The following is a 24,155-nucleotide window of genomic DNA, read 5'->3' as shown; positions in this document are numbered from 1 at the left end:
GGCTGGCCTTTACCGCTAAAGTTGGTTCGATGACTCCACCAGCGCCGCCTGCCCTGACCGTCAGGCACGACGGGTCGGAGCGGACATTCGCGGCAGGCCATGACGTTGTGGTCGGCCGCGACCTCCGGGCCGACATGCGGATCACGCATCCGCTTATCTCACGCGCCCATCTGCTGCTTCGTTTCGATCAGGGCAGGTGGCTGGCGATCGACAACGGTTCGCTGAACGGGACTTACGTCAACGGCCGGCGGGTACCGGTGGTCGACATCCATGACGGCCAAACCGTCAACATCGGCAACCCGGACGGGCCGGCGCTGACCTTCGAGGTCGGGCGCCATCACGGAATGGCCGGACGCCCACCCCAGACCTCGGGCATGCGCATACCGTCCATGGCCGGCCAGGCGTCCGCTCCGGTGAGTCCCGCCGTCGGCGGCCCGCCCGGACCTGGCCGGCAGCCACCCCGCGGCGCACCGCCACCGCCACGGCCGGGTAGTCCGCCGGGTCACCCGCCTGGCGGGCGGCCACCGGTGCACCCACCGTCGCCGCCCAGCTATGCCCCCTCCCCTAGCGCGGCCTACGACGCGGCGCCGCGGACCGAGCTGGAGCCCGCCGTCCGGCCGCCCGAGGCCGGAAATCTGGCGACGAAGATGTTCAACGCATTGCTGCCGTCCCGGGCCGGGGCGCAGAGTGCGCCGCCGGGAGCGGCCAGCATCGGCCGCGCGACGGACAACGACATCGTCATCCAGGATGTTTTGGCCTCGCGCCATCACGCGTTCTTGACACGCACTCCGGTGGGCACCGAGATTCGCGACGCGAACAGCGTCAACGGCACGTTCGTCAACGGCGTCAGGGTAGGGTCGGCGATCCTGTCCGAGGGCGACGTGGTCACCATCGGCAACGTCGACTTGGTCTTCACCGGCGACACCCTGGTCCGCCGCACCGAAGCGGCGACGCGAACCGGTGGACTCGAGGTGAACTCGGTCTGCTTCGTCGTCGACAAGGGCAAGCAGCTGCTGGACCACATCTCGCTGACCGCCCGGCCCGGCACACTGACCGCCATCGTCGGCGGGTCCGGTGCCGGCAAGAGCACGTTGTCCCGGTTGATCGCCGGATATACCAGTCCCAACGAAGGCAGCGTGCTTTTCGAGGGCCACAACATCCACACCGAATACGCGTCGATGCGCAGCAGGATCGGGATGGTCCCGCAGGACGACGTCGTGCACCGCCAGCTGACCGTCAACCAGGCCCTGGGCTATGCCGCCGAGCTGCGCCTGCCGCCGGACACCAGCAAACAGGAGCGTAAACAAGTCGTCGCCCAGGTGCTCGAGGAACTCGAGATGACCAAGCACGCGGACACCCGGGTGGACAAGCTGTCCGGTGGCCAGCGCAAACGTGCCTCGGTGGCGCTGGAGCTGCTGACCCAACCGTCGCTGCTGCTGCTCGACGAGCCGACCTCCGGGCTGGACCCGGCGCTGGACCGTCAGGTGATGCTGATGCTGCGCCAGCTCGCCGACGCGGGCCGCGTGGTTCTGGTGGTGACCCACTCGATCTCCTACCTGGATGTCTGCGACCAGATCCTGCTGCTGGCGCCTGGTGGCAAGACCGCGTTCTTAGGGCCGCCCGACCAGGTCGAGGCCGCCATGGGAACCCGCAACTGGGCCGACATCTTCGCCAAGGTGGGCGCGGACCCGGATGAGGCCAACCGCCGCTTCAAGGAACGCAGTCAGCAGGCGTCGCACGCCCCGGTTGCTTCCTCGATTCCGGGCGACCTCGGCGAGCCACCGAAAACCAGTGTGGCGCGCCAACTCTCCACGATCGCCCGCCGCCAAGTTCGGCTCGTGGTATCCGACCGGGGATACACCATCTTCCTGCTGCTCCTGCCATTCCTCATGGGCGGGCTGGCATTGACGGTGAAAGGCCCCAAACCCGGCTTCGCGCCTGTGAAGATGACGGATTCCGCGCCGACGCAGCCGCAGCAAATCATGATGGTGCTGATCATCGCCGCCGTCTTCATGGGCACCGCCCTGACCATCCGCGACCTCATCGGCGAGCGCCCCATATTCAAGCGCGAACAAGCCGTCGGCCTGTCTACCACCGCGTATCTGTTGGCCAAGGTGGCGATTTTCTCTACCTTCGCGACGGCTCAGGCAGCGATTGCCGTGGCTATCGTGGTACTCGGCAAAGGCGCGCCGCCGCAGGAGCCTCCGTTTTTCGGCAGCTCCACCTTTTCGTTGTTCCTAGCCATCGCGGCCACCTGTGTCGCGTCGGCGATGTTTGGAATGATGCTGTCGGCAATCGCAAATTCCAACGAGCAGATCATGCCGATGCTGGTGGTGTCGATCATGTCCCAGTTCGTGCTCTGCGGCGCACTGATACCGGTGTACGACCGCGCCCTGGAGTATCTGTCCTGGGTCACCCCGGGGCGCTGGGGTTTCGCCGCGGCCTCCTCGTCGATCGACTTTCCGCACGCGGTGCAGATGAATCAGTTGCCCTTGGACGATCCGATCTGGCAGCACTCCAAACATATCTATGTTTTCGACATGGTTATGCTCGCGGCCTTGTCGGTCGCGTACACCATCTATATCCGATGGCACATCCGACTCAAGCGGCATTAATGAGGTTGGGCCCCACCTAAACAAGCCCGGGAAACGCGCGGGAAATCTAATCTGAACGGATGAGTCGACCCTCTGCACCCGTGTTGACTGTTCGTTCCGGCCGGTCGGAAGGCAGCTTCGCGGCCGGCCGAGATGTCTTTGTCGGCAGCGACCTTCGCGCCGACCTGCGCATTGCGCACCCACTGATCGCTCGCGCCCACTTGCTGCTGCGCTTCGACAAGGGCCGGTGGATAGCGATCGACAACAACTCGCTCAACGGAATGTTCGTCAACGGCCAGCGGGTTCCGGCGGTCGACATCCGCGACGGGCAGGCTATCAACGTCGGCAAGCCCGATGGGCCGCAGCTGACGTTTAAAGTCGGTCACCACAGCGGCGCCGTCGGCCTGCTGCCACCCACCGAAAAGCAACCGGTGATCGCACCCTCTACCGCCGCCCCCTCGAACACCGGACCGCGCTCCCGGCCCAGTGGACCGCCGCCCCGATCGAGCGGACCCATGTCGCGGCCGCAAACCAACCCGTCCCGGCAGTCGTCGGTGTCCCGGCCGCAAACCAACCCGCCTCGGCAGTCTGCGCCAACTGCCCAGCCGCCGACCGAGCTGAGCCAGCGGGTGTCGCCGCCTGTCGAAGCGCCGCCCACCCGGGGCCCACGCATCATGCGGCCCAAGTCACCGGCCCGGACGGGATCGGAGGAGGAAGGCACTACCAGACGGTTGAGGGCACTGGGACGTAGCTCAAAGCCATCCACGACCGGAGGCGCCACCATCGGCCGCGCAATCGACAACGACATCGTCATCCACGACGTGCTGGCCTCGCGCTACCACGCGTATCTGGTGCCGACCCAGATGGGCACCGAGATCCGCGACGCCAACAGCGCCAACGGCACCTTCGTCAACGGTCTGCGGGTCGGATCGGCCGTGCTGAGCGAGGGCGACGTGGTCACCATCGGCAACGTCGACCTGGTATTCACCGACGGCCAGCTGGCACGCCGCACCGAAGTCGCTACCCGGACCGGCGGCCTGGAGGTGCGTGACATCGTCTTCACCATCGGCGAAAAGGCGCTGCTGCAAAACGTTTCGATGGTCGCCAGGCCCGGCACCCTGACCGCCATCATCGGCGGGTCCGGCGCCGGCAAGAGCACACTGTCGCGGCTGATCGCCGGCTACACCACACCGAGCTCGGGGGCGGTCACCTTCGAGGGCCACAACATCCACACCGAATACGCGTCGTTGCGCAGCAGGATCGGCATGGTGCCGCAGGACGACGTGGTGCACCGCCAACTCACCGTCAACCAGGCGCTTGGCTATGCCGCCGAATTGCGCCTGCCACCCGACACCACCAAGGCCGATCGGGATCAGGTGGTTGCCCAGGTACTCGAAGAGCTGAGCCTTACCGAGCATGCGGACAAGCGGGTGGACAACCTGTCCGGCGGCCAGCGCAAACGCGCGTCGGTGGCGCTGGAACTGCTCACCGGACCGTCGCTGCTGATCCTCGACGAGCCGACCTCGGGTCTGGACCCGGCGCTGGACCTGCAGGTGATGAACATGCTGCGGCAGCTTGCCGATGCCGGTCGCGTGGTGCTTGTCGTGACCCACTCGCTGACCTATCTCGAAGTCTGCGATCAGGTGCTGCTGATGGCGCCCGGCGGCAAGACGGCGTACCTGGGCCCGCCGGACCAGATCGGCGAGGTCATGGGGACCACCAACTGGGCCCACATTTTCGCGAAGGTGGGCGCCGATCCCGAGGAGGCCAATCGCCGCTTCCTCGCCCAGCGCGAGCCGCCCCCGGCTGCCGTGCCAGAAGTCGCGGGCGATCTGGGTGAACCGGCGCACACCAGCATGCGCCGCCAGTTCTCCACGATTGCCCGCCGCCAGATTCGTCTGGTCGTCGCCGACCGTGCCTACTTCGTGTTCCTGGCCTTGTTGCCGTTCGCGATGGGCGTGCTGGCGCTGACGGTCCCCGGTACTACGGGTTTCGGCCAGGCCCAGGCGACCGACGAGTCGGCTGGCGAAGCCAGCACGATATTGACACTGCTCACCATGGCCGCGGCGTTCATGGGTACCGCACTGACGCTGCGCGACCTCATCGGCGAGCGCCCGATCTTCCGGCGCGAGCAAGCTGTCGGCCTGTCTACCACGGCTTATCTGCTGGCCAAGATCACTGTGTTCTCCGTTTTCGCCACCGTCCAAGCGGTAATCGCCACCGCCATCGTGGTAGTGGGCAAGGGCACGCCAAAGAAGCCAGGCCTGGTGCTCGGCCACTCCACTTTGGCGGCCACCCTCGAGCTGTTCGTCGGGGTCGCGGCGACGTGCGTGGCCGCCGCGATGCTCGGGTTGTTGCTGTCGGCGCTGGCGCGCTCCAACGAACAGATCATGCCGCTGCTGGTGGTGTCACTGATGATGCAGATGGTGCTATCGGGCGGCATCGTGCCGGTCACCAGCCGTCCTCCGCTGGAACAGATGTCGTGGGTGGTGCCGGCGCGGTGGGGTTATGCGGCGCAGGCTTCGACAGTCGACTTGTTGTGGGCTTCGCCTCCTCCGCAAACTAAGGACGACCACCTCTTCAAGCACGAGGCCGGAGCTTGGCTGTTCGACATGGCCATGCTCGCGGCGTTGTCGGTTGTCTATGCCGTCGCCGTGCGATGGATCATTCGGCTCAAGCGCTGAGCGGCGGCGCGCAGTCGCGACTTACGGTGTGAATCCTGGGCTTTGGGAGTGAATCCTCGGCTTTGCGTGTGCATCCAGGGCGTAAATTCGGCGCGGATCGCGCCCTAGACTCACCGCCAACGCCGTAGCTTCACAGCGAACGCCGTCAGTACACACCGTCTTACTTCGCGTCACCCGTCCAAGCGGAGGCCGTGCGCCAGCGCAAAGGCCAACGCTTGCGGGACATCGATCCGGGCACCCACCAGCGACGCTGTTGTCCAAACCGAAGGATCGACGGTCGCGCCGCGCAGGTCCGCGTCGTCCAGCAGTGTCCCGCTGGTGCGCGCGCCGCTGAGGTCCGCGCCGCGCAACACGGCCTTGCGCAGATCGGTCTCCACCAGCCCGGCCTCGCGCAGCCGGCAGCCACTCAAGTCGACGCCGCGAAGGTCGTTGCCGCCGAGCATCGTGAGGGTGAAGTCCACTTCGTCGAACGACACCGGCCGCAGCCGACACTGCTCAAAGACCGACCCCAGCATGCTGCATTGCGCAAATGTGCTGTGCCACACCAATGTTCGCCGGAACATGCAGTTGCGAAAGGCCGACCCGCGATGGTGCGACTCGGCCAGGTTGGCGCCGCTGAAATCACAGTCGGTGAACACGACCCGCTCGGTACGCAACCGGCTGAGGTCTGCGTCGACGAAATCGTGACCGGAGAATGCGCAATCAGTCCACTGGCCATCGCGAGCGGCCACTAGCCGGCCAGGGTGGCCAGCGCGTATTCGCTCACCGCGATCAGCGCGTCGGTCGCCGACCGGCGATCCCGGGCGTCGACGGTGATCACCGGGATGTCAGCCGGCAGCGTGAGCGCTTCGCGCACCGCATTGAGCGGATACGTCGGCGCGCCGTCGAACTCGTTGACCGCGACCAAGAACGGCAGATTGCGGTGTTCGAAGAAGTCGACGGCGGCGAAGCTGTCCTGCAGGCGCCGGACGTCGACCAGGACGATCGCGCCGATGGCACCGCGGACCAGGTCGTCCCACATGAACCAGAACCGGCGCTGCCCCGGCGTCCCGAACAGATACAGCACCAGGTCCTCTTCCAAGGTGATCCGGCCGAAGTCCATGGCAACCGTCGTGGTGCGCTTGTCCGGAGTCGACTCGAGCATGTCGACGCCGGACGAGGCGTCGGTCACCATCGCCTCGGTGCGCAACGGCATGATCTCCGAAACCGCGCCCACGAACGTGGTCTTGCCGACGCCGAAACCCCCCGCGATGACGATCTTCGTCGACGTCGTGGCATGCCCGTCGGAATGCGCCTCAGAGTGCCTTAAGGCCACGCAGCGTCCTTCCTATGAGTTCCTGGCGCTCGTCGCGGGTCGAACGGTCGGTCAACGTCTTGTGCACCCGAAGGTAACCGGCGACGACCAGATCGCCGACCAAGACGCGCGCGACACCCACCGGCAAATCCAGCCGGGCCGAGATTTCCGCGACCGAGGGACTCTTGACGCCGAGCCGGATGATGCCGGCTCGCACGTCGTCGGCCGGCCAGGGATGCGAAAGCCCCAGCGTCTGTATGGGTGCTTCCAGTGGTAGGTCGATATCGGTGCCGGTTCGTCCGGCGGTCAGCGTATACGGGCGGACCAGGTTGGCCTCACGCGCCGGTGACCGGGATTTGCGCGGCTCGCGTCTGTCCATCGCGGCTCAGGAATACGCCGGGCCCGACGCCGCGCGACGGGAGGACTGCACGACCCCGCCCACCCGTTCGACCAGCATCGCCATCTCGTAGCCGATCTGGCCGATATCGCACGAGGTGACCGCCAGGGCCGCCAGATGTGAGCCGTCACCGACACGCATCAACAACAGATAGCCCTTCTGCATCTCCACCACCGACTGCAGCACCTGGCCGCCGTCGAACAGCTGGGCGGCACCGGTGGCCAGGCTGGCAAGCCCGGACGCCACCGCGGCCAGCTGGTCGGCGCGCTCACGCGGAAGCCGGTCACTGGCGGCCATCGGCAAGCCGTCCACGGACACCAGCAAGGCGTGTGCCACACCGGGAACATCTCGCGCGAACTTCGACACCAGCCAGTCCAGCGTGTCGCCCGACGCTTGGGTCCTCATTCCTCACCCGGCCCTTGAGTCTCTTCCCGGGCGTGCGACCGTGCGCTGCGCACGCCGCCGAAATGGCTGCTCATCGAGGCGCGAATGGCCTCGGGATCACGGCCCGCCGCGGCGTGCTCGACGTCCCGGCCGGGTTCTGAAGTGGCATCCGAAACCAGCCAGGTGCTCGCCTCGCCCGTTTCGGTCCCGTTGGCGGCCCCGGGCACCAGCCGCGCCCCGGGTTTGCGCACCGGGAGGCCGGTGTCGGTCTGGGACTCGACGGGCGTCTCCTCGGCATGCGCGGCCAGCACCCAGCCGCGGTCCCATACCGACTTCCAGTCCAGGTCGGGATGTTGCGCGAGTTCGTGCGGGTCGCCGACGATCTCGGCGAGCATCCGCTGGTAGATCACGTCGTCGGCGGCCGGGTCGGGTGGAGCCGGTGGGATGACGGCCCGCCGTGCCGGCTCTTGCGGCGGGGCCGGCTCTGGCGGCGGCTCGGAGGAGCGGCCCGCGGACTGAACTGCCGAGCGCGCGGCGAAGAACCCCGACGTGTCCGACGCCGACTGCGCCGAAGCTGGGGCGGACGGTTGGTGCTCCGCTGGGTTGTCGTGTTCCCACCACGGGGTGGGCAGCTCACGTCGTTGCCGTCGGGGTTGGTCCTCGACCGGCGGAACGTCGGTGATACCGCTGGATCCCGGGCTGCGGCGCGGCAACAGCGTGACCGGCGGGACACCGTTGGGCTCCGACGTCTCGAGCACCACCGTGTCCTGCGTCGTCGGTGCGGCGGCCGGAGCCGCTGGCGGGGGCGGGCCCTCGGCGCGGTCGGGCTTGACGCTCGGCGCCGCGGCCGCTGGTGCACTTGCCCGCGATCGGGCTCCCCGAACCACGACGGAGGCCTCACTGAACACCGAAAGGGGCAGGTACACCTCGGCCGTCGTGCCCTGGCCGCCCTCCGACATCGCCGGTCCGCGCAGCCGCACCCGGATGCCGTGCGGGGCCGCCAGCCGGCTGACCACGAACAAGCCCATGTGGCGGGCGTTGTCGGGAGTCACCTCGCCGCCGGACCGCAACCGCATGTTGGCAATGCGCCGATCGGAGTCGTTCATGCCCAGACCGGCGTCCGAGATGCGCAGCAGTACCCCCCCGTCCCGGGCCGGCGCCGCGGAAACCGAAACCGGTGACGTCGGGGGCGAGTAGCGCAGCGCGTTGTCGATCAACTCGGCCAGCAGATGGATGAGCCCACCCGCCGCCGCACCGATCACGGTGCATTCCGGCATGGCGGCGGTTGCCACCCGGCGATAGTCCTCGACCTCGGACACGGCGGCCTGCACCACCGTCGACAGCTGCACCGGGTCGCGCCGGTCCCGCGAAAGCCGGGCGCCGGCGAGCACTAGCAGGTTGGCGCTGTTGCGGCGCAGCCGGGCCGCCAGGTGATCGAGGCGGAAAAGGTTGTCGAGCCGCTCGGGGTCCTCCTCGTCGCGCTCCAGCGCGTCGATCAGCGACAGCTGCTGGTCGACCAGCGAACGGCTGCGCCGGGACATGGTCTCGAACATGTCGTTGACCAGCAAGCGCAGCCGCGCCTCGTCGCCGGCCAACAGCAATGCCTGGGTGTGCAGTTCGTCGACCGCGTGCGCGACCTGGCCGATCTCCTCGGTGGTGTACACCGGCAGCGGATGCGGCGTCGGCTCCCCGTCACCGGCGCGCACCCGGGTGATCTCTTCCTCGAGGTCGCTGTGGGCGACCTTGAGAGCGCCGTCGCGCAGCACGCGCAGGGGCACCACGAGCGCTCGGGCCACCAGCAACACGACGACCACCGCAATCGCGATGGCGGCCAGCACCAGCACGGCGTCGCGGATGGCGGCATCGCGCCGCGCATTGGCTTGGCTTTGCACCGACTTGGTCACCGCCGTCGTCGCCTTGGCGATGACCTGCTCGGCGATCCCGTCGGTGATCTGGATGGAGTGCAACAGCGCGGGGTTGTTGACGAGCGCACTGGCCGGGTCGGACATGATCGCCATCCGGGTCACCATCTGCTGCTGCAGTGTCTTGGCGTCCGGCGAGCCGGCACCGAGCACCTCGGCCATCCCGAACAACGTCGACGGCTCGGTCCCGGCCAGGGTGGTCATCGAGGTGCGCAGCTGCGGCTCGGGCAGATCGGCGCCGCGCGTCACCAGAAGCTGCTGCATGGTCATCTGCCCGCGGGCGCCGACGGCCCGGCTCAGACCCTGCGCCTGGGCCCGGATCGCCTCGCTGTTCACCTGCACCGAAGCGTTGATCACGTTCTCGGCCGTCAAGAGCAGCGGCGCATAGGTGGTCACCCGGTCGCGCAGACCGATGCTGTTGGTCAGCACCTTGTCCAGGAGCGCCTGGCCTCCGTTCAACAAACTGTTCACACCGGAGCGGACGTCGGGGTTGACGTCGGTGGCGGCCAGCCGGGTCTGCAGTTCGTCCTTGCGGGCTTCGAAGTTGTTCTTCGCCCCTGCCACGTCGTTTCCGGCGGAGCTCGCCTTCAGCGCGACGTCGAGGGCGGACATGTACTTGGTGATCGACGGGATCACGTCGGCGCGGGCGGCCGCCAGCCGTAACTCTTTGGAGCTGGCCATCGCGTCCGACACCCGCAAACCGCCGAAAACGGTGGCAAGCGCGAGCGGCACCAACACAATGGCCAGCACCTTCCACCGGACCGGCCAGTTGCTCAGCGACCACGCCAAGGGCCGCTTCACCGGTTGCACGGCAGGGGCTTCTGGTTTGTCCGCCGGGGCCAAGTGGGCCGGGCGGGTGAACAGGGTCATGGGGCTGCCGCCTGCGGTTGTTTGGCGGCAACGGCCGCGGCGCGGACACTCGGCGCTCCGACAAATACGAGGCTCATAAAACTTCCTGCTTTGTTTCGCCCGCCCAGATCGGCGCGAGCGGTAAACGCCTAGCAATTCTGCGAGTATGACAGCCTGAGGCTTACGTCACCACATTCCTCCCTCCTTTCACTCCGGACGCGGAATATCACCCCGGCCCCAGCGTCTATTCGTCATGGCTGTCGAGATATTTTTCTTGGCCGTATTGCAGGCCGCGGATTCGAACCCGGGAGGAAGCCGTGTTCAAGCTGATGTTCGTTTCCCCGCGCATCGCGCCGAACACCGGGAATGCCATCCGGACCGCGGCCGCCACCGGCTGTGAACTGCATCTGGTCGAGCCGCTGGGCTTTGACCTGTCCGAACCCAAGCTCCGCCGGGCCGGGCTGGACTATCACGACCTGACGTCGGTCACCGTCCACCCTTCCCTGGACGCGGCGTGGGAGGCGTTGAGGCCCGCCCGGGTGGTCGCTTTCACCGCTGGGGCGACGACGTCGTTCGCCGAGATCGGCTACCGGGCGGGCGACGTGCTCATGTTCGGGCCCGAGCCCACCGGGCTGGATGCGGCGACCCTGGCCGACGCGCACATCACCCACCGGGTGCGCATCCCCATGCTGGCCGGGCGGCGGTCGCTCAACCTGTCCAATGCCGCGGCGGTCGCCGTCTACGAGGCGTGGCGGCAACATGGTTACGCCGGAGCGAGCTAGCTACCACGCGTTCCAGTGCGTCAGGCGCTCGGCGGGCAGCCGCTTGGCCGGCCGGAAGTCGGTGCCCTTGGTGTAGGCGATCGGGAACAGCCCACCCTGGCTCACTTTGTGGTAAGGGATGCCGAGCAGGTCAGCCACCTTGCGCTCGCCGTCGTGCAGCAGGTGCAGCGTGGTCCAGCAGGAGCCGAGCCCCCGGGAGCGCAGCGCCAGGCAGAAACTCCACACCGCCGGGAACAGGGACGCCCAGAACGACACGCCACCCAACGGCTGCTTGTCTTCCCGGCCATAGATGCACGGGATCAGCAGTACCGGCGCCTCGTGCATGTGCTCGGCGAGATAGGTCGCCGAGTCGCGGACCCGCCCCATCCGCTCGCCGCGCGTGTCGCCCTCGGCGTACTCGGCGGCCGGCGAGCTGAGGTAGCCGCGCGCGTTGTCCAGGTAGACCTCGCCGATCGCCTTCTTCTTTTCCGCGTCCTCGACGAACACCCACTGCCAGCCCTGTGAATTGGAACCGGTGGGCGCCTGCAACGCCAGCTCGAGGCATTCCATCAGCACTTCGCGGGGCACGGGCTTGTCGAAGTCCAGCCGTTTGCGCACCGAGCGGGTGGTGGTGAGGACTTCGTCGACGGAAAGGTTGAGGGTCATGACGTGGAGGCTACCGTTACGTCATGAGCGTCGAACTGACACAAGAAGTTTCCAGCAGACTCAGCTCTGACCACTACGGATGGCTGACCACCGTCGCGAAATCGGGACAACCGGTGCCGCGGCTCATCTGGTTCTACTTCGACGGGACCAAGCTGCGGGTGTACTCGATGCCGCAGGCCGCCAAAGTCGCGCATATCAAGGCCCGCCCGCAGGTGAGCCTGAACCTGGATTCCGACGGCAATGGCGGGGGCATCATCGTCGTCGGCGGAACCGCGGAGATAGACGCCACCGACGTCGACTGCCGGGACGACGAGGAGTACTGGGCCAAGTACCGCGACGACGCCGCGAATTTCGGGCTGACCGAGGCGATCGCCTCTTATAGCACCCGGATGATCATCACCCCGACCAGGGTGTGGACCACACCAACGGGCTAGCGCGTGTCGCGCGCACTCCCCCGCGAGGGACCGCATATGTACGGCGCAGAGCAAATTTTTCTGGCAATTTGCGGTCCCTCGGCGACAAGTTCGGCTAATGCGAGCTGCTTCCCGCGGCGAGGGACCCCAAATACGCACCACACGCCGCAATTCCCGGCAATTTGCGGTCCCTCGGCGCTCGGCGAGGCAGGTCAGCGGAAGTCGCGGGACTTGGAGCCGACGGCCAGTTTGATACTGCCCAACCGCTCGGCTACGACGGTGATCGCGCCGCTGGCGTTCTGCAGCTGGCCGCGGATCAGCAGGGCCGCCGCAGAGTTCGCCAGCTTGCGGTGCCGCGCCCACACCCCGGGCGTGCAGAGCACGTTGACCATCCCGGTCTCGTCCTCGAGGTTGAGAAAGGTCACTCCCTGGGCGGTGCCGGGCCGCTGCCGGTGTGTCACCGCGCCGGCGATCAGCACCCGGTCACCGTCGGGCACCGATCCCAATGCGCCCGCGGGGACCACCCCCATCGCGTCCAGGTCCGCCCGCAGGAACTGCGTCGGATAGCTGTCCGGGGAGATGCCGGTGGACCACACGTCGGCGGCGGCCAACTCCAACTCGCTCATCCCCGGCAGTTCCGGGATGTGCGACGACGAGCCCACCCCGGGCAGCCGGTCCGGCCGCTGGGTGGCCGCGGCACCGGCCGCCCACAGCGCCTCGCGCCGGGACATCCCGAAGCAGCCCAGCGCGCCGGCCGTCGCCAGCGCTTCGGTCTGCGGCACGCTCAATTGCAGGCGCGAGGTCAGGTCCAGCAGTGAGGCGAACGGGCCGTTGGCTTTTCGCTCGTCGACCAGCTTCTCCGCCAGGTCGTCGCCGATGTGGCGAACGGCGCCCAGGCCGAGCCGGACCTCCATACCCGAGTTCTCCAACGTGGCGTGCGCCAGGCTGACATTGACGCATGGGCCGTGCACCAGCACACCGTGCCGGCGGGCGTCGGCCACCAGCGACTGCGGCGAATAGAAGCCCATCGGCTGGGCGCGCAGCAGCGCCGCGCAGAACGCCGCGGGGTGATGCAGCTTGAACCACGACGAATAGAACACCAGCGACGCGAAGGACAGCGCGTGGCTCTCCGGGAAGCCGAAATTAGCGAACGCTTCCAGCTTTTCGTAAATGCGGTCGATCACCTCGTCGGGGGCACCGTGCAGCGCACGCATGCCGTCGTAGAACCGGCCGCGCAGCCGGTGCATGCGTTCGGCCGAACGCTTGGACCCCATGGCGCGGCGCAGCTGGTCGGCTTCGGCAGCGGAGAACCCGGCGCAGTCGACCGCGAGTTGCATCAACTGCTCCTGAAAAAGCGGGACACCCAATGTTTTTCGCAACGCCGGCTCCATCGACGGGTGGTCGTAGACGACCGGGTCGAGACCATTGCGCCGACGGATGTACGGGTGCACCGAGCCGCCCTGGATGGGTCCGGGACGGATCAGCGCGACCTCGACCACCAGGTCGTAGAACACCCGCGGCCGCAGCCTCGGCAAGGTGGCCATCTGTGCGCGCGACTCCACCTGGAACACTCCGACGGAATCGGCGCGGGACAGCATCTCGTACACCGCCGGCTCGGAGAGGTCGAGCTTGGCCAGGTCCACCTCGATGCCCTTGTGCTCTGCCACCAAGTCCTTCGCATAGTGCAGCGCCGAGAGCATACCCAGGCCGAGCAGGTCGAATTTCACCAAACCTATTGCGGCGCAGTCGTCTTTGTCCCACTGCAGGACACTGCGATTCTCCATGCGCGCCCACTCCACCGGGCACACGTCGGCGATCGGACGGTCGCAGATCACCATGCCTCCGGAATGGATGCCCGTATGCCGCGGCAGATTTCGGATCTGGGTGGCCAGGTCGATCACCTGCGGCGGGATGTCCTCGATATCGGCAGAGTCGGCGAGCCCGTTCCAGTGGCTGATCTGCTTGCTCCACGCGTCCTGTTGGCCCTGTGAGAAGCCCAGGGCACGGGCCATGTCGCGCACCGCGATCCGGCCCCGATAGGTGATGACGTTGGCGACCTGGGCGGCATAGTCGCGGCCGTATTTGTCGTAGACGTACTGGATCACCTTTTCCCGCTGGTCCGACTCGATGTCGATGTCGATGTCGGGCGGCCCGTCGCGGGCGGGCGAGAGGAAGCGCTCGAACAACAGCTCGTTGGCTATCGGGTCGACGGCGGTGACGCCGAGGGCATAACAGACCGCGGAATTGGCCGCCGACCCCCTGCCCTGGCACAGGATGTTTTTCTCCCGGCAGAACCGGGTGATGTCGTGCACCACCAGGAAGTAGCCCGGAAACTGTAGCTGGGCAATGATTTTCAGCTCGTGCTCGATTTGGGCATAAGCGCGCGTCGCTGTCCCGGGCGGCCCGTAGCGCTCGCGCGCACCCGCCATGACCAACCACCGCAACCAGCTGTCCTCGGTGTGGCCGTCGGGTACGTCGAACGGCGGCAGCTGTGGTGCGATGAGCGCCAGCCCGAACGCACACTGCTCGCCGAGCTCGGCGGCGGCCGTGACCGCCTCGGGACACCAAGCGAACAGCCGGGCCATCTCCTCGCCGGACCGCAGGTGCGATCCGCCCAGCGGGGCCAGCCATCCGGCGGCCGAATCCAGCGACTGCCGGGCCCGGATGGCACCCATGGCCATGGCCAGCCGTCGGCGCGACGGATGCGCGAAATGCGCTGCGGTGGTGGCGACGACGCCGACCCCGAAGCGCGGCGCCAGACCGGCCAGCGTCGCGTTGCGTTCGTCGTCGAGCGGCTGACCGTGCTGCGTCAACTCGATGCTGACCCGGTGCGCCCCGAACCGGTCCACCAGGTCGGCCAGCGCCCGCTCCGCCGCTTCCGGGCCGCCCTCGCAAAGAGCTTGGCGCACAGCGCCTTTACGGCATCCGGTCAGAATGTGCCATTGTCCGCCGGCCGCTTCGGTCAGCGCGTCCAAGTCGTAACGCGGCTTGCCCTTCTCACCCCCGGCCAGATGCGCCGCGGCAAGCTGTCGCGACAACCGCCGGTAGCCTTCCGGGCCGCGAGCCAGCACCAGCAGGTGCGGGCCGGGCGGGTCCGGTTGCTCGGTGCGAGCACCGGAGCCCACGGACAGCTCCGCGCCGAACACGGTACGCACGTCGAGTTCCGCGGCGGCCTCGGCGAACCGCACCGCCCCGTACAGGCCGTCGTGATCGGTCAGCGCGAGGGCGCGCAGATCCAGCCGGGTGGCCTCTTCGACCAGCTCTTCCGGCGTACTGGCCCCGTCCAGGAAGCTGAACGCCGAATGCGCATGCAATTCGGCATACGCGACGGACGATCGGACCGCCCGGCCGGCGGTGGGAGGCTGGTAGGCCGGGCGCCTACGCGATAACGGACCGTCTTCCGGGGGCTCGGCGGCCACCGGCGCGCCGGCATGACGCGGCTTGCTGTCCAGCACCCGCTCCATCTCCGACCAGCTCGGCGGTCCGTTGAACCAACCCACGTCGCACAGTCTATCGAAACTCTGTTCGAATTGGTGCCTCGGCAGGCTGCGCTCAGCCGACGTGAGAAGGTTGGTCAATGCCGGTCACCATCGACCCGCGCCGCCACGATGCGGTGCTGTTCGAGACTTCGTTGAACTCCACGCAGCCGCTGGTCCGGCAATTGCGCGAAGTCGGCATCGGCAGCGGCGTCGTCGAGCCGCATCGTGGCGCTCTGCTCGAGGCGGCGCACCAGCTTTCGGTGCGGCCGGGCCGTTGTGTCGTCCTCGCCGGTGACGAGCGGGGCGTGGCGGCCGCGCGCGACAGCGGATTTGCGCTCGTGATCGGCGTCGACCGGACCGGTCACCGCGACGCATTGCGCAGTCACGGCGCGGACACGGTGGTCGCCGACTTGGCGGAGGTCGAGGTACGGACCGGAGATCGCCGAATGTCCGAGCTTCCCGACGCGCTGCAGGCCCTCGGCCTGGCCGAGGGCCTGATCGCCCGCCAGCCCGCGGTGTTCTTCGATTTCGACGGCACGCTGTCCGACATCGTCGACGATCCCGACTCGGCCAGGCCAGCCGCCGGCGCGGCCGAGGCCCTCCAGCACCTGGCCGCGCATTGTCCGGTGGCCGTGCTGTCCGGCCGTGACCTTGCCGACGTCACCGACCGGGTCGGACTGCCCGGCATCTGGTATGCCGGCAGCCATGGCTTCGAGCTGACCGCACCGGACGGGGCGCACCACCAAAATGACGCCGCCGCGGAGGCCATACCGGTGTTGGCCGAAGCGGCCGCCCAGCTTCGCGACCAGCTGGCACCGATTGACGGTGTTGTGGTGGAACACAAACGCTTTGGTGTGGCCGTCCATTACCGCAATGCGGCGCGTGACCGGGTGGGCGAGGTTGCCGCAGCGGTGCGGGCCGCAGGTCAGCGCGACGCGCTGCGGGTGACCACCGGCCGCGAAGTCATCGAGCTGCGACCGGACATCGACTGGAACAAGGGCAACACGCTGCGCTGGGTGATCGACCACCTGCACCATGCCGGCTCCGGGCCGCTGCTGCCGATCTATCTCGGCGACGACATCACCGACGAGGACGCCTTCGACGCGGTCCGCGACGACGGTGTCCCAATTGTGGTGCGGCACAACGAGGATGGCGACCGCGCCACCGCAGCGCTGTTCGCCCTGGACAGTCCCGCGCGAGTCAGCGAGTTCACCGAGCGGCTGGCCCGTCAGCTCGGCAGCCGCGAACGCGCGTAGCCATCGCGGACTGCCGAGTCTGCGTCCATGGCGCCGAGCCTGCAGCCACGGCGGGGGTTTGCTTCATTCGCCCGCCCTCACCGCAGGCTCGCCGAGTCCTTTAGTCCACGTATTCGACCGCGCCGTCGTCCAGCACCACACGAGGCCCGTCACCGCCGTCGACCACCGTGCGATATACCGCCTTGCCGGGTTCGGTGCGCCAGATCAGCGTGGTCAGCGTCTCCCCGGGAAACACCGGCGAGGTGAACCGCGCGGCGATCGAGGTGAGCTTGGTCGCGTCACCCTTGCCGAGTTCGGCGACCAGCGCCCGGCCCGACACCCCATAGGTGCACAGCCCGTGCAGGATCGGCTTGGGGAAACCGGCCATCTCCCTGGCGAACCAGGGGTCGCTGTGCAGCGGGTTGCGGTCGCCGGACAACCGGTAGATCAGCGCCTGGTCTTCGCGGGTGGGCAGCGGGATGCGGGCGTCGGGCTCGCGGTCGGGAAATTGCGGTGCGGCCGGCCGCTCACCCGGCTGCCCGCCGAACCCACCCGCCTGCCGGATGACCAGGGTGGTCAGTGTTTCCGCGACGAGCTCACCGGAATCCGGATCACTGCCCTTGCCGCGCAGCACGATGATCGCGTTCTTACCCTCGCCCTTGTCCTGGATGTCGGCGACTTCGCTGACGACCGAGAGTTTGCCGGCAGGCGGCAAGGGTGCGTGCAAGCGAATGGTCTGCGATCCGTGTAACAGCAAGGCCCAGTTGAACGTTCCGATCTTGGCGGCGGCCCCGAACGCCGGGCAGCAGATCACCGCATAAGTCGGCAGCACCTGCTGGGTGATGCCGTGGCTGTTCTCAGTAGTGAACTGCAAATCCTCGGTGCCGGCCCCGACCCCGAGTGCGTAGAGAATCGTGTCCCGGTCGGTCCATTCGAACTGCATCGGCTCGGTCACCGCACCGACGGCATTGGGGTCAATCGCCACACCAGTCTCCTCTCGATCACGAAATTCGAGCCATTTCTGCACCCAACCATCGCAAACCCTTCACATCGACCCCATCGGCAGGGCAGGCTATCGCCATGCGTAACCGCACCTTGGTCTGGAAAGCGGCGGCCGTGCTCGCCGCCACGCTCGTCGTCGGTGCCTGTGGCGGAGAACCGCAGGCGCGCAGCATCACGGTGACCTTCGTCCGAAACGCGCAGTCCCAGGCCGACGCCGACGGGATCATCGACACCAACATGCCCGGCCCCGGCCTCAGCCAGGAGGGCCAGGAGCAGGCCCAGCAGCTGGTGCACAAGATCGTGCACAAAGATGTCGACAGCATCTACTCCTCCGGCATGTCGGACGCGCAGCAGACCGCCGCGCCGCTGGCCAGCGCAGTTGGCAAGCAAGTCGAGATCCTCGAGGGTCTGCAGCCGATCAATGCCGGCTGGTTCAACGGCAAGCCCCAATCGATGGCGAGTACGACGTACATGCTGGCGCCGCTGGACTGGGTGAACCACGGCGACATGAAGAACAGCATCCCCGGATCGATCAACGGGAAAGACTTCAACGAGCAGTTCACCAAGGCCGTCAAGAAGATCTACGACAGCAACCACAGCAAGCCGATGGTGTTCTCCCAGGGCACGGCGATCATGGTGTGGACGCTGATGAACGTGAAGAACCCGAAGAACACCCTGCTGGACAGCCATCCCCTGCCCAACGGCGGCCGCGTGGTGATCACCGGCAACCCAAGCAACGGCTGGGAGCTCAAGGAATGGGACGGCATCCGCGACTTCAGCGGTTGATCTGATCACACGATGTTGACGTGGGCGGCGGCCAGCCGCCACCATTGCTGAATGCGTTATGTCGTTACCGGCGGTACCGGGTTTATCGGGCGCCGTGTCGTGTCTCGCCTGTTGGCCACCCAGCCGGACGCCGAGGTGTGGGTGCTGGTCCGCCGCCAATCGCTGGGCCGCTTCGAACGCCTGGCGGCGGACTGGGGTGACCGGGCAAAACCGCTGGTGGGAGAACTGCCGGAGCTTGAACTGACCGATCAGACCATCGCCGAGCTGGGCCAGGTGGACCATTTGGTGCACTGCGCGGCGATTTACGACATCACCGCCGGGGAGGCCGAGCAGCGCGCGGCCAACGTCGAGGGCACCCGCGCGGTCCTGCAGCTGGCGCGCCGGCTTGACGCGGTGTTTCACCACGTCTCGTCGATCGCGGTGGCCGGCAACTTCCGCGGCGAGTACACCGAGGACGACTTCGACGTGGGCCAACAGCTGCCCACCCCGTACCACCAGACCAAGTTCGAGGCCGAGTCGCTAGTCCGCTCCACGACCGGACTGCGCTACCGCATCTACCGCCCGGCCGTGGTGGTGGGCGATTCACGCACCGGCGAAATGGACAAGATCGACGGGCCCTACTACTTCTTCGGCGTGCTCGCGAAGTTGGCCGTGTTGCCGTCGTTCACGCCGATGCTGCTGCCCGATACCGGGCGCACCAACATCGTCCCGGTCGACTATGTGGTCGACGCGCTTGTCGCCCTGATGCACGCCCCCGGTCGCGACGGGCAGACGTTCCACCTGACCGCGCCGAAAACCGTTGGGCTGCGCGGCATCTACCGCGGTGTCGCCCGTGCCGCCGGTCTGCCACCGGTGCGTGGCGCTTTACCCCGGTCGGTGGCCACGTCGGTACTCAAGGTCGGCGGCCGCGCGAAGGTGCTGCGCAACATGGCGGCCACGCAGCTGGGAATTCCCGCCGAGATTCTCGACGTCGTCGACCTCGCGCCCACGTTCATCAGCGACGAGACCCAGAAAGCGCTGCAGGGCACCGGGATTGAAGTGCCCGAGTTCGCCGATTACGCGCCGAAGCTGTGGCGCTACTGGGCCGAGCACCTCGATCCCGACCGCGCGCGTCGCACGGATCCCAAGGGCCCGCTGCAGGGCCGGCACGTCATCATCACCGGCGCCTCGAGCGGGATCGGCCGGGCTTCGGCGATCGCGGTCGCCGAGCGGGGCGCGACGGTGTTCGCGCTGGCTCGTAACGCCGAGGCGCTGGACACGCTGGTCGCCGAGATCCGTGCGAACGGCGGGCAGGCCTATGCCTTTACCTGCGACGTCACCGATTCCACGTCGGTGGAGCACACGGTCAAAGACATCCTGGGCCGCTTCGACCATGTCGACTACCTGGTGAACAATGCCGGGCGGTCGATACGGCGCTCGGTGGTCAACTCCACCGAGCGGCTGCACGATTACGAGCGGGTGATGGCGGTCAACTACTTCGGCGCGGTGCGGATGGTGCTGGCGCTGCTGCCGCACTGGCGGGAACGCCGGTTCGGCCACGTCGTCAACGTCTCCAGCGCCGGCGTGCAGGCCCGTAACCCCAAGTACAGCTCGTACCTGCCCAGCAAGGCGGCGCTGGACGCGTTCTCCGATGTCGTTGCCTCCGAGACGCTGTCCGACCACATCACCTTCACCAACATCCACATGCCGCTGGTGCGCACGCCGATGATCGCGCCGTCGAAGCGGCTCAATGTGGTGCCGGCGATCAGCGCGGAGCGGGCGGCGGCCATGGTGGTGCGCGGGCTGGTGGAGAAGCCGGTGCGAATCGACACCCCGATGGGCACCCTCGCCGAGGCCGGCAACTACTTCACGCCGCGGATTTCGCGGCGGATTCTGCACCAGCTCTATCTCGGCTATCCCGATTCGCCCGCGGCGCGCGGAGTGGCCGAACCGGCTAAATCGGTTGTCAGCCAACAGGTTCCGCGTCGACCCAAGCGTCCAGTGCGGGCAGTCACCCGGGTGGCGGTGCCTCGACCGGTAAGGCGGCTGGTGCGGTCGGTGCCTGGACTGCACTGGTAACCGATGGTTTAACGGCACGGGTTTGCGGTATTCCCGCGCTGTGGTTGTTTGCGATAGGGCAACAGGCGCCGACCCGGTGACGCTGGCAGTACAGCAGCTCGTGACGACGGGCGCGTCGGTGATGGGCTCGTACGGTGTGACGCGAAGCCTTGGGGTGGATCGGGATGAGTGGACGCGATTCGCCCGGCATTGGGACGATTTGCCGCCGGACCCCTACGCGGCGGAACTCGGGATCCAGCGGCTGCGCCGGTACGGCCGATATCTGATACGGGGCGGGGTGCCACAGCCGATGCCACCCGAGGTCTTCGTCCAGCCCGAGAACAGCAACCCGCTCTACATCGGCCGGGACCGCCACTTCGACCCGCTGACCGACGCGTTCGCCGACGATCCATTGCTGCACGGGCTGCTTTCACTTCTGTGTCGGGCGGCCGATGCGCTGGACGACGTGGACGAATGGAACGTCAAGGTGCATCCATTCCGCCTCGAAGCTCCCGCCCATGGCGACGGCCGGCCCACTCCCGAGGGCCTGCACCGCGATGGGGTCACGCTCGTGTCGTCGCTCTTGGTCGGGCGGCGCAATGCCCTTGGCGGCGAAAGCACAGTCTGCGACCTCAGCGGGCGCAGGTTGCTGACGACGACGCTGGAAGAGCCCGGCACGCTGATGTTGGGCGATGACCGACGCACGCAGCATGGCGTCTCGCCCATCCGGCCGATCGACGGCTCCGGGCCGGCCGTGCGTGACGTCCTGGTGATTACCTTCGCGTCGCGCTGAGATGTGTCTGGGGCCAGGCTGCCCGCAGGTCCTTAATACCAAGAGTTGGTACCATGGCTGTCGTGGTCAAGAACACGTCTTTCAGTCTCGACGAGCATTTCAGCGCTTTCATCGAAGCTGAAGTGTCCTCGGGCCGTTACCGCTCGGCCAGCGATGTCGTGCGATCGGCGCTACGCCTGCTCGAAGACCGCGAAATCCGGCTTGCCGCATTGCGTCAGGCACTGGTTGAAGGTGAACGCAGCGGACTTTCCGCGCCATTCGATTTTGACTCCTTCCTCGCCGGCAAACGCGGCACCGAGCCGGATCAGCAGTGAGTGGATTACCTACTCTCTCCAGCCGCTCGCGCTGACATCGAAGACATTTGGGAACACACCGCAGAACACTGGGGCGTCGACCAGGCGGAGGACTACCTGCGCGAACTTCAGCACACCATCGAACGTGCCGTCGCGAATCCGAGAATCGGTCGCGTGTGCGATGAGATCCGGGCGGGCTACCGCAAACTCACCAGCGGGTCCCATGTGCTGTTCTACCGGCTCACCACTGACGACGTCATCGATGTCGTACGGATCCTCCACCAACGAATGGACGTGGATCGCCACCTTTGATGGCTCGGCAACCGCAACCTGCGAAGTACTAACGACTTCTACCAGGCTCAAATGTCTCTGCCGGGTTGCACCAATTTTCAATACTATTCGGGGCTGAACCGAGAATCGGTTGGCTGATGGCAGTGCCATGGCCGCCGTCGGCTAGGTGCCTTCGACATTCTCGTTGTGGGCTGCGCTTCTGGAACGCTGCCCGGGCGTCACGAGATACGCCAGGCCCGTAAGGGCGGAAAGCGCCCAAACGCCTTGCAATATGACGAAACCCCACTGGACTTCGATGATGGCGAGCCAGGTGAGGACGGCAGCGCCGACGAAGTTGAGTGACTGATACAGCCACGAGTCGGTGGCCAGTCGGCGAAACTGCAGCAGCGCGTACGCCGCCAGGATTCCCAGCGCGCCGACGAACTGCAGCGTGATCTGCATCAGTGTCCCGGCATCGGGCCGGCTCGGCGCAGTCGTTGTACGAGCCCGACCGCGGATACCAGCGCCCAAACGCTCTCCAAGAAGACGAACCCCCATTCGCGACTGATCACCGCAGTGACGGCGAGCACCGCAGAACCGACCAGGTTAGGAAGAAGGTAGTGGTAGGCACTGGGATTGACTCGGTGGGCCTGGCTGAGCAGAAAGCAGCCGACCACCAACAGGGCCCCGGCGATTTGCACGGCGTCGAACACCTTTCCGAGCTTAGAGCTGCCGCAGTACGGCTCGAAAACGCGTACCCTCACCAGCCTGGGCGCCGAATCGGTGTGCGCGAACAACCTCAGCCGCTCGAAATATGCTGTGCCGCAAGCATACTTGCTCCAAAGCTACCGATCGACCGTCGGATCAGAGGTAGCCGGTGGTGTTGGCGACGAGTTGAGTATGCGGCGGCACCACAGCATGACGGCCCCCAGAATCAGGAAACTCACGCCAGCTAAAACGTGCCACCACCGTTCCGACCTGTGGGGGTTGAACCCCTCCGCAACGCCAAAGGCGCCGATCAGCAAATACAACCACGGCGCGATCTTGAACTGACGTCGGTATCTCGCGGCGTACTCCGCGTGCGTTCCGTTGAACCTCTCCGGTTTCCAGCCGTCGCGGACTCTTCGAGTTTGGATCGGCTGCCACACGGCGGCTACCAGCGCAAGTCCCGCCACAATCAGTGCGAACACTTGATAGAACATGACACCCCTCCGCCGGCCCATCGAGCGACAGCAAACAGTGTAGTCAGCGGGCTGCGTCTCGGTTAGCGAATCGGCAAGCCCGCGACTCCGACCGAGTCGGCGTACCCTTGCGCGGTGAACGTTATCTTCGCCGACGTCGACACCGGTATCGACGACGCGATGGCATTGATATTCCTGCTGGCCAGCCCGGACGCCGAATTGGTGGGCATCGCGTCGACGGGCGGAAATATCTCGGTGGACCAGGTGTGCGCGAATAACCTCGGTTTGCTCGAATTGTGCCGGGCCGCAGACATACCCGTGTCAAAAGGCGCGGACGATCCGCTATGCGGCGAGTGGCCGGATCACGAAAATTTCCACGGCCCCAAGGGAATTGGGTATGCCGAGCTGCCGCCGACCGGCCGACGAATCGCCCGCCATGACGCTGTCACCGCCTGGGTGGAGGCCGCTCACGCCCATTCCGGAGAGTTGATCGGTGTGGTTACGGGTCCGCTGACCAACCTGGGGCTGGCGGTACGCGCCGAACCGGCGCTGCCGATGATGTTGCGCCGCCTGGTGATCATGGGCGGCGATTTCGGGGCGAGCAGCACCGCCGAGTGGAACATCAGAGTCGATCCCGAGGCGGCCGTCGAAGTTTTCGCGGCGTGGGCAGGCCGACAGCAACTTCCAATCGTGTGCGGGCTGAACGTGACTCGCAAACTGGCGATGACGCACGAAAAGCTCGCCATGCTGGTGTCGGCGGCGGGCCCGTCCCCGTTAACCCGGGTGATCGAGGACGCGATACGCTTCTACTTCGAGTCGCACGAAGCCCGCGGCCACGGGTATCTGGCGTACATGCACGATCCGTTGGCCGCCGCCGTCGCACTGGACCCCGAGCTGATGGCGGTCGAGCCGGCGACGGTGGACGTCGAACTCGAGGACCCGCGCGGCGCTACGGTGGCCGACCGGTCCGGAACGCGAAAACCCAACGCGCAGATCGGCACTGACGTTGACGCCGACCTGTTCTTCGATCGGTACACCGAGCGGGTGGCAAGGTTCGCCCAGCGGTTGGGCTGAAGCAGGCGCACAGCACGGTGTCGGGTCGTCGACTTGGTTTC

22 protein-coding genes are annotated in these 24,155 nt (G+C 66.9%); 11 read left to right on the top strand and 11 right to left on the bottom strand.

The features are described 5' to 3' along the window. The first annotated feature begins 29 nt into the window (after positions 1-29). Together AC5Y2L_RS08625 and AC5Y2L_RS08620 are read left to right on the top strand one after the other, a co-directional pair. Positions 30-2,615 carry an FHA domain-containing protein gene (locus tag AC5Y2L_RS08625; RefSeq protein WP_499933594.1) on the top strand — a complete coding sequence of 862 codons (2,586 nt, stop codon included), beginning with the start codon at positions 30-32 and terminating at the stop codon, positions 2,613-2,615. A gap of 59 nt (positions 2,616-2,674) precedes the next feature. After that, positions 2,675-5,278 (top strand): ATP-binding cassette domain-containing protein, encoded by a 2,604-nt coding sequence (locus tag AC5Y2L_RS08620; RefSeq protein WP_499933596.1) that lies wholly within the window; start codon positions 2,675-2,677, stop codon positions 5,276-5,278. Positions 5,279-5,448: 170 nt separating this feature from the next. On the opposite strand, the gene AC5Y2L_RS08615 is transcribed toward AC5Y2L_RS08620, so the two are convergent. Genes AC5Y2L_RS08615 through AC5Y2L_RS08595 form a run of 5 tightly spaced genes read right to left on the bottom strand, consistent with a single transcriptional unit; the run spans position 5,449 to position 10,145 of the window. After that, positions 5,449-6,009, bottom strand: coding sequence for a pentapeptide repeat-containing protein (locus AC5Y2L_RS08615; protein WP_499933597.1), 561 nt, complete (start codon positions 6,007-6,009; stop codon positions 5,449-5,451). Further along, positions 6,009-6,593, bottom strand: coding sequence for a GTP-binding protein (locus AC5Y2L_RS08610; protein ID WP_499933598.1), 585 nt, complete (start codon positions 6,591-6,593; stop codon positions 6,009-6,011). Before AC5Y2L_RS08610 ends, AC5Y2L_RS08615 begins: the two co-directional genes overlap by 1 nt. After that, on the bottom strand, positions 6,574-6,951 hold the full coding sequence (locus AC5Y2L_RS08605) for a DUF742 domain-containing protein (RefSeq protein WP_499933600.1): 378 nt from the start codon (positions 6,949-6,951) through the stop codon (positions 6,574-6,576). Before AC5Y2L_RS08605 ends, AC5Y2L_RS08610 begins: the two co-directional genes overlap by 20 nt. Before the next feature lie 6 nt (positions 6,952-6,957). Next, positions 6,958-7,374, bottom strand: coding sequence for a serine protease inhibitor (locus AC5Y2L_RS08600; RefSeq protein WP_499933602.1), 417 nt, complete (start codon positions 7,372-7,374; stop codon positions 6,958-6,960). After that, entirely contained in the window at positions 7,371-10,145 is a 2,775-nt protein-coding gene (locus AC5Y2L_RS08595; RefSeq protein ID WP_499933603.1) for a sensor histidine kinase, read from the bottom strand. Before AC5Y2L_RS08595 ends, AC5Y2L_RS08600 begins: the two co-directional genes overlap by 4 nt. 296 nt (positions 10,146-10,441) lie before the next feature. Here AC5Y2L_RS08595 and AC5Y2L_RS08590 point away from each other — a divergent pair, with 296 nt between their 5' ends. Continuing rightward, positions 10,442-10,906, top strand: a complete 465-nt coding sequence (locus AC5Y2L_RS08590) for a tRNA (cytidine(34)-2'-O)-methyltransferase (RefSeq protein ID WP_499933605.1) — start codon at positions 10,442-10,444, stop codon at positions 10,904-10,906. On the opposite strand, the gene AC5Y2L_RS08585 is transcribed toward AC5Y2L_RS08590, so the two are convergent. Then, complete coding sequence (locus AC5Y2L_RS08585; RefSeq protein ID WP_499933607.1) at positions 10,907-11,551, bottom strand: nitroreductase family protein; 645 nt, start codon at positions 11,549-11,551, stop codon at positions 10,907-10,909. A 23-nt stretch (positions 11,552-11,574) separates the two neighbouring features. On the opposite strand from AC5Y2L_RS08585, the gene AC5Y2L_RS08580 reads away from it, so the two are divergent. Continuing rightward, on the top strand, positions 11,575-11,985 hold the full coding sequence (locus tag AC5Y2L_RS08580) for a TIGR03667 family PPOX class F420-dependent oxidoreductase (protein ID WP_499933609.1): 411 nt from the start codon (positions 11,575-11,577) through the stop codon (positions 11,983-11,985). Between the two features lie 191 nt (positions 11,986-12,176). On the opposite strand, the gene AC5Y2L_RS08575 is transcribed toward AC5Y2L_RS08580, so the two are convergent. Continuing rightward, on the bottom strand, positions 12,177-15,464 hold the full coding sequence (locus tag AC5Y2L_RS08575) for an error-prone DNA polymerase (protein WP_499933610.1): 3,288 nt from the start codon (positions 15,462-15,464) through the stop codon (positions 12,177-12,179). Between the two features lie 77 nt (positions 15,465-15,541). On the opposite strand from AC5Y2L_RS08575, the gene otsB reads away from it, so the two are divergent. After that, on the top strand, positions 15,542-16,699 hold the full coding sequence (gene otsB, locus AC5Y2L_RS08570) for a trehalose-phosphatase (protein ID WP_499933612.1): 1,158 nt from the start codon (positions 15,542-15,544) through the stop codon (positions 16,697-16,699). Between the two features lie 100 nt (positions 16,700-16,799). Here the strand turns inward: otsB and AC5Y2L_RS08565 are convergent, their stop codons facing one another. After that, the gene (locus AC5Y2L_RS08565) at positions 16,800-17,663 is read right to left on the bottom strand and encodes a MaoC/PaaZ C-terminal domain-containing protein (RefSeq protein WP_499933613.1); all 864 of its coding nucleotides are present in this window, start codon (positions 17,661-17,663) and stop codon (positions 16,800-16,802) included. A 95-nt stretch (positions 17,664-17,758) separates the two neighbouring features. Between AC5Y2L_RS08565 and AC5Y2L_RS08560 the strand changes: the two genes are divergently transcribed. From AC5Y2L_RS08560 to AC5Y2L_RS08540, 5 genes are all read left to right on the top strand, one after another. Beyond that, positions 17,759-18,466: a histidine phosphatase family protein gene (locus AC5Y2L_RS08560; RefSeq protein ID WP_499933615.1), complete on the top strand. Its 708-nt coding sequence runs from the start codon at positions 17,759-17,761 to the stop codon at positions 18,464-18,466. Positions 18,467-18,517: 51 nt separating this feature from the next. Then, complete coding sequence (locus AC5Y2L_RS08555; RefSeq protein WP_499933616.1) at positions 18,518-20,524, top strand: SDR family oxidoreductase; 2,007 nt, start codon at positions 18,518-18,520, stop codon at positions 20,522-20,524. Positions 20,525-20,645: 121 nt separating this feature from the next. Continuing rightward, complete coding sequence (locus tag AC5Y2L_RS08550) at positions 20,646-21,296, top strand: 2OG-Fe dioxygenase family protein (RefSeq protein ID WP_499933903.1); 651 nt, start codon at positions 20,646-20,648, stop codon at positions 21,294-21,296. A 62-nt stretch (positions 21,297-21,358) separates the two neighbouring features. Continuing rightward, positions 21,359-21,610, top strand: coding sequence for a type II toxin-antitoxin system ParD family antitoxin (locus tag AC5Y2L_RS08545; protein ID WP_499933618.1), 252 nt, complete (start codon positions 21,359-21,361; stop codon positions 21,608-21,610). Then, positions 21,611-21,901: a type II toxin-antitoxin system RelE/ParE family toxin gene (locus AC5Y2L_RS08540; RefSeq protein ID WP_499933619.1), complete on the top strand. Its 291-nt coding sequence runs from the start codon at positions 21,611-21,613 to the stop codon at positions 21,899-21,901. It begins immediately after the preceding gene. A gap of 141 nt (positions 21,902-22,042) precedes the next feature. On the opposite strand, the gene AC5Y2L_RS08535 is transcribed toward AC5Y2L_RS08540, so the two are convergent. The 3 genes from AC5Y2L_RS08535 to AC5Y2L_RS08525 all read right to left on the bottom strand — a co-directional run bounded on the left by AC5Y2L_RS08535 (position 22,043) and on the right by AC5Y2L_RS08525 (position 23,061). Then, on the bottom strand, positions 22,043-22,321 hold the full coding sequence (locus tag AC5Y2L_RS08535; RefSeq protein ID WP_499933620.1) for a CBU_0592 family membrane protein: 279 nt from the start codon (positions 22,319-22,321) through the stop codon (positions 22,043-22,045). After that, positions 22,321-22,572: a CBU_0592 family membrane protein gene (locus AC5Y2L_RS08530; protein WP_499933622.1), complete on the bottom strand. Its 252-nt coding sequence runs from the start codon at positions 22,570-22,572 to the stop codon at positions 22,321-22,323. Before AC5Y2L_RS08530 ends, AC5Y2L_RS08535 begins: the two co-directional genes overlap by 1 nt. 132 nt (positions 22,573-22,704) lie before the next feature. Continuing rightward, on the bottom strand, positions 22,705-23,061 hold the full coding sequence (locus AC5Y2L_RS08525) for a DUF308 domain-containing protein (protein ID WP_499933623.1): 357 nt from the start codon (positions 23,059-23,061) through the stop codon (positions 22,705-22,707). Between the two features lie 114 nt (positions 23,062-23,175). On the opposite strand from AC5Y2L_RS08525, the gene AC5Y2L_RS08520 reads away from it, so the two are divergent. Then, positions 23,176-24,114 carry a nucleoside hydrolase gene (locus AC5Y2L_RS08520; protein ID WP_499933624.1) on the top strand — a complete coding sequence of 313 codons (939 nt, stop codon included), beginning with the start codon at positions 23,176-23,178 and terminating at the stop codon, positions 24,112-24,114. The last annotated feature ends 41 nt before the right edge of the window (positions 24,115-24,155 follow it).

This window comes from Mycobacterium sp. NGS66, from assembly GCF_059812225.1.
The sequence above is the reverse complement of the archived record's forward strand: the minus strand, read 5'-3'. Positions and strand labels throughout refer to the sequence as shown.